The 4,940-nt window shown below is 50.0% G+C and carries 3 protein-coding genes and 1 pseudogene; 2 read left to right on the top strand and 2 right to left on the bottom strand.

Annotation, left to right across the window (positions count from 1 at the left end; translation table 11 throughout):
- Positions 1–666, bottom strand: a pseudogene (locus tag ACLQ7H_RS24510) (type 1 fimbrial protein); the annotation flags it as partial.
- Between the two features lie 1,663 nt (positions 667–2,329).
- On the opposite strand from ACLQ7H_RS24510, the gene ACLQ7H_RS24505 reads away from it, so the two are divergent.
- A complete protein-coding gene (locus tag ACLQ7H_RS24505; protein WP_411754917.1) occupies positions 2,330–3,112 on the top strand; it encodes an N-formylglutamate amidohydrolase in 783 nt (260 codons plus the stop codon).
- 72 nt (positions 3,113–3,184) lie between these two features.
- Complete coding sequence (locus tag ACLQ7H_RS24500; protein WP_411754916.1) at positions 3,185–3,895, top strand: flagellar brake protein; 711 nt, start codon at positions 3,185–3,187, stop codon at positions 3,893–3,895.
- A gap of 188 nt (positions 3,896–4,083) precedes the next feature.
- Here ACLQ7H_RS24500 and ACLQ7H_RS24495 read toward each other — a convergent pair whose 3' ends face one another.
- Positions 4,084–4,926 carry a PfkB family carbohydrate kinase gene (locus tag ACLQ7H_RS24495; protein ID WP_411754918.1) on the bottom strand — a complete coding sequence of 281 codons (843 nt, stop codon included), beginning with the start codon at positions 4,924–4,926 and terminating at the stop codon, positions 4,084–4,086.
- Positions 4,927–4,940 lie beyond the last annotated feature (14 nt).

The raw sequence follows: 4,940 nt of genomic DNA, 5'->3' as shown, positions 1-4,940 counted from the left end.
TAACGTAGGGTTACTACTGGTACTTCCCCATCCAAGTTGGATCCCTATCCCTGACGCCGCATTGGCAACAGTGGTATCTATCGCCATAATGCCGTTAGCGGAATTAATGACCGGTGTTAAAGGAGTAAGTCGAACGCCCAGACTGTTATTTTTTGACGCAGGAGTTCTCGGTGAGCCATGGTAATCAAATAATGTCACGTAATTCGATGCATCATAGTACCCGTGAAAAGTAGGACAGTCAGTCAGAATGATAGACGCATCAACGCACGGGGTCGTGGAGCCGGAACCGGTAAAATATTGCCGCGTCTCATAACTCCCCATATCAACATTCACATCCGTGGTTTTACAAGTCTGTGACGAGATATTCAATACCCCCTGAAACGGGATAATATTAGTCACTTTCGGCAATCCCGTTACCGGCAGACCTGAAATCCACTGTGTGCCTATTATCATGGTGGGCAAGTTGCTACCGTTCAAGGGATAGCTCCCCGGCTGAAGCGGGCCTATCTTAATCAAACTGATCCATCTTCTAAGATTATAGTTGATGTTCCCTGAAGGATTGGCATCAACCCGCAGCTGTGGTGAATAAGCCGTATCAATATTCCCTTCCGTCGCACCAAAGCTTACCATCACCCCGATGCCTGGAATACCGGTTTGATAGACCACGTTGCCATACTGTGGGTGCATCCACCCCGACAGTGGCAGAGGAGGATTCTGTACACCAATATACATTTGCGCATAAAAAACTGCGACGACGAAGGTGCGGTTGACGTACAGCTAATCACATTCAATGGAGTTCCACTTGAAATGGTACTCCATTCCCCCTGATAAATGACGGTCCCATCGGGTATATCCATACCGGCCGAGATATTGGCCGGGGCTAATGTCACGGTATCCGTACGGGGGATCCCCGGCAATGGCGTACAGTTGATCACCGCCCATGCGCTATGACTGCCGGTTACAGACAGTAATCCCCAAAACACGGTATAAATCATTCTCTTCATTATCACGCTTACCTTCCCGCTATGTTGCTGTTTAAAGATATCTGATTCCATTCTGACTGGTGCTCTGCAACTCCACGACATACGGCAACCCTTTGGGATCGATATGGATTTCGTTCATTTCATACAGGTTCAGGTACGGCACCGCCACATGGCACCACCGATCGACCCGCAGACCGGAATAGTTGCCGACCTTCGCGCCAGCTACGTGCAGCTTAGCCTAGTCGACGCATTCTGGTAGTTTTTACCCCCGCCGTCATGTTGGTCAGCGGGCTGCGGAACTTCATTATGTCATCTTTATAATTCACTGCCTTATGACAGTTTTTCAACAAATAGATTAATAACCGCGTCTGACTCTCATTTAAAGACACTGACTGGAAAAAGAATCAGCGTTCTGCATCATCATCTCCGTAATACAATATTTTGTTTTGCTTTTAGCGAAATTGAATTGAATATCGCCATCGATTATCAACCCATACAGTCTACTATTCATATAGTTGGCCCGTTATCTCCGCTTTTAAAACTAAAATAACAACCTTTCATTTATTGAGGTCATTATAGAGTTAATTTCTTTAGTGGCAACTCATTCATGGCGATAGTTTTGAGCACTAAAAAATCAATAATCAGAATTAAATTCTAGTAAAATCAAAAAAAATGGAATTTATATAAATATAATGCAGTTATATCAGCGCATTAAATCAAAAAGACTTGATTTTTTTCGTCAGTCGAAAATTTTTAAAAAATATATTTTTTAGTTAAAAAAACTAATTTAATTAATTTGTGATTAAATTTCATAGAGATAATAGAATGAGCGGGTTTAGGATTTATCTGTAATAAATCTTGCATCAAAATGCCGATTACACATTTTATTCATCACTGCCGGTCGCTGATGATAAGCACGGCTGTAACCTGAGCCGACGTGTCGGTTGATGCTCTTTTCCAGTTCCCTGCCTCTCTCTATGTACTCTGCACCATCTCTATTTCGCACCCGGCAAAACTCTTGTTCCAGCAGGGGTCAAGTCCCAAAGGGGCTGAAGGCCTTTTTTTCGAGTTGACTCCAGCTTATGTCCACGTATTGATGGTTTGGTGTTAGTCGATCTGACGCGGCTAAAACCTGCCTGCTATCAGCGCTATATTACAGCACATCTTTAGCACGGCTAACAATGTAGGGAGGGACTGCACGCTGCGCCCATTCATAAAATCAATGGGTCATGACACACAGGCTGCGTTTTGACCGAACGTGCGGCCGCGCCACAATCTCCCATAGGAAATTGGTAGCCGGTGAGAGGATCGCCTAGAATTAGCGGTTTCTTTCGCCGGAGTGCCCTATGTATCACCCCTATACCCCAACCTTGTTGTCTGCCGATGATCCTGTGGCCGTCTGCATTGAGCTGCCACAGGCGACTTCTCCTTTCTTACTGCTGTGCGATCATGCAGGACAGGCCATCCCAAAACGTCTGGGCGATCTTGGTCTGGCCAGCGGCGAGATCGATCGGCATATCGGCTGGGATATCGGTGCGCTGGCGGTTTCCCGCCTGTTGGCCCAACGGCTGGATGCGACATTAATCCATCAGCACTACTCGCGCTTGGTGATCGACTGTAACCGAACGCCGGGTTTTGCCAGCTCGATCCCACCGCTATCTGAGCTCACGCCGATACCCGGTAATCAGGGGGTTAGCGCGGCAGAAGCGGGGGCCCGTGAGCAGGAAATTTTTCAGCCTTATCACCAAGCCATCAATCACACGCTGGCTGCTCGCCGCGCCAATAACCAACCTTGCGCGGTGATCGCCATGCACAGTTTTACGCCGGTGTTTAAAGGCGATGCGCGGCCGTGGCAGGTTGGGCTGCTGTTTAACCGCCATCCACAATTTGCCCTGCTGTTGGCGGAGCTACTGCGTGCAGAAGGGGACTTACAGGTCGGCATCAATGAGCCTTATGCGATGACCGATGCAACCGACTACACGCTGCCGAACCATGCGGAACGCCATGAATTACCCTATGTTGGCATTGAGATCCGCCAGGATTTAATTAGGGATAGTGCAGGCCAGGCAGCATGGGCCGCCCGTTTTGCCCGGTTATTGCCATTATTATGGCAACGCTGGGAAATTTGACTTTAGTATTGATGGCGGTGATGATTGTGTAAGGAAAGTGTAAGCGTCGATGGACAATGCTGGGAGTGACGGGTGGAACATATTGATAACGGACGGTTTATCAAGCAGGAGCGTTTTGAGGTTCTGGCAATCTTGCGCGACATCTATAAGCAAAGAACGCCGCTACGTGTCGTTAATCAACAGCATCAATTCAACGGCCAATTATTAAGCGTTGGCGCTGATAACATCGTCTTTGATTGCGATGCTCCAGAGCAGGTCACCGGTGGGAAATTCAATATTGTGATCGAAAACCACGATGCAAAAATCGAATTTTCCGTCGAACAGGCGCAACTGACCGAGCATAACGACATGCCGGTGTATGAGGCGCGTCTGCCGAAGCAGCTGGTTTATATCCAGCGCCGCCGCCAGTTACGCATCACCACGCCTTATTGGCGTGAGTTCTTCTGTAACGGGGAACACAGCGATGGCACTCCCTATCAACTGCGTATCCACGATCTTTCGCCGGGTGGCGTTGGTTTGCGTATTGATGGCGCGGTACCCGACTATATGCAGCCGGGGCTGGTGTTCAATAAGGCGCAGCTGGATTTGGGGGATTACGGCAGGTTCAAGGTGAATATGGAACTGATCGCCGTGAATGAAGATCATGATATTGATGAAGAGCAAACGCATCATTTCATGCGCCTGTCCTGTCGTTTTCTCAAGATGGGAATGCTGACCGAACGCAAAATTCAAAGCGCGGTGTTTGCTTTTGAGTTGGATTTCAACAAGAAGAAAAAGCGTTGAACCCCTCACCCCAACCCTCTCCCACAGGGAGAGGGAGCTGATAGCCCATGCTCGTTTGGAAGTAAAGAGGTAATCTCAGCAACCTCGAACGCCCCTGCAACCGTCAGTGTTCAAGGTGAATTACTACACTTTCAGCCCAACTCGATCGGTCCCCTCTCCCTGCGGGAGAGGGTTAGGGTGAGGGGGCATTACGACTTCAGCGCCCGCAGGTGGCCGATCTCCTGCCAGCCGTGACGCGCCGCATCTTCCAATACCGCACATACCTCATGGATCGCCGTCGGCACTGCCTTGCTGAAAGGTTCCCCCTGCAGCAAATGGGCAATTAACAGTGCGGTGAACATGTCACCCGTCCCCTTCACCGGTGAATCGATTTTAGCATGGGTGAAGCTTTGCGCTTCGTCGGCGGTGACCAGTAATAGGCCAACTTCTTGGGCGCTGTTGGCCACGCCAGGTGCGCTGGTGACCAGCACCCACTGCGTATTACCTTTGAGTAACGCCCGTGCAGCCTGTTCGGTTTGCTCGCGCGTGCTCAGCGTCATGCCGCACAGTTGCTCCAGTTCGAAACCGTTCGGGGTCAGGCCATGGGCCAGATTGAGGTATGGCGAGCGATAACGTTCAACCAGACGTTTATCGACGTAAACCCCTTCGCCGTAGTCTCCCATCACCGGATCGATATAGATCTTGATACCAGGATTGAGGGCAATCACCCGCGGCAGCCAGTCGGCCAGAATATGGCACTGCGCCACGTCACCCAGGTAACCGATAATGATGGCCCGCGCGCGGCAGACGACTTCACGGGCGATCAGATCTTCCAGAAAACCGCTGAACCATTCGCTGGAGATTGCTCCCCCGTGCGGCGCGCCGTAATAGGGCGGGCAACCAAACAACACGCTCGGTACCTGCAACACCTCCAGGTTCTTCTTCAACAACGTGCGGTAGGCAATGCCATTCCCCACGCTACCGTAGACCACCTGCGACTGAATGGTGATCACATCAATGGGTGGTGGCCGCAGTTTAGAGCCTTGTTGCATGTGGACTTCCTTGG

Origin of the sequence: Serratia sp. (in: enterobacteria) (assembly GCF_046715635.1) — a bacterium.
In the GTDB taxonomy this organism is placed as follows: domain Bacteria; phylum Pseudomonadota; class Gammaproteobacteria; order Enterobacterales; family Enterobacteriaceae; genus Chania.
The sequence above is the reverse complement of the archived record's forward strand: the minus strand, read 5'-3'. Positions and strand labels throughout refer to the sequence as shown.

Bases quoted from the DNA above. Each gene is read 5' to 3' on its own strand.
- ACLQ7H_RS24495 (WP_411754918.1), bottom strand. From the start codon at position 4,926: ATGCAACAAGGCTCTAAACTGCGGCCACCACCCATTGATGTGATCACC.
- ACLQ7H_RS24505 (WP_411754917.1), top strand. From the start codon at position 2,330: ATGTATCACCCCTATACCCCAACCTTGTTGTCTGCCGATGATCCTGTG.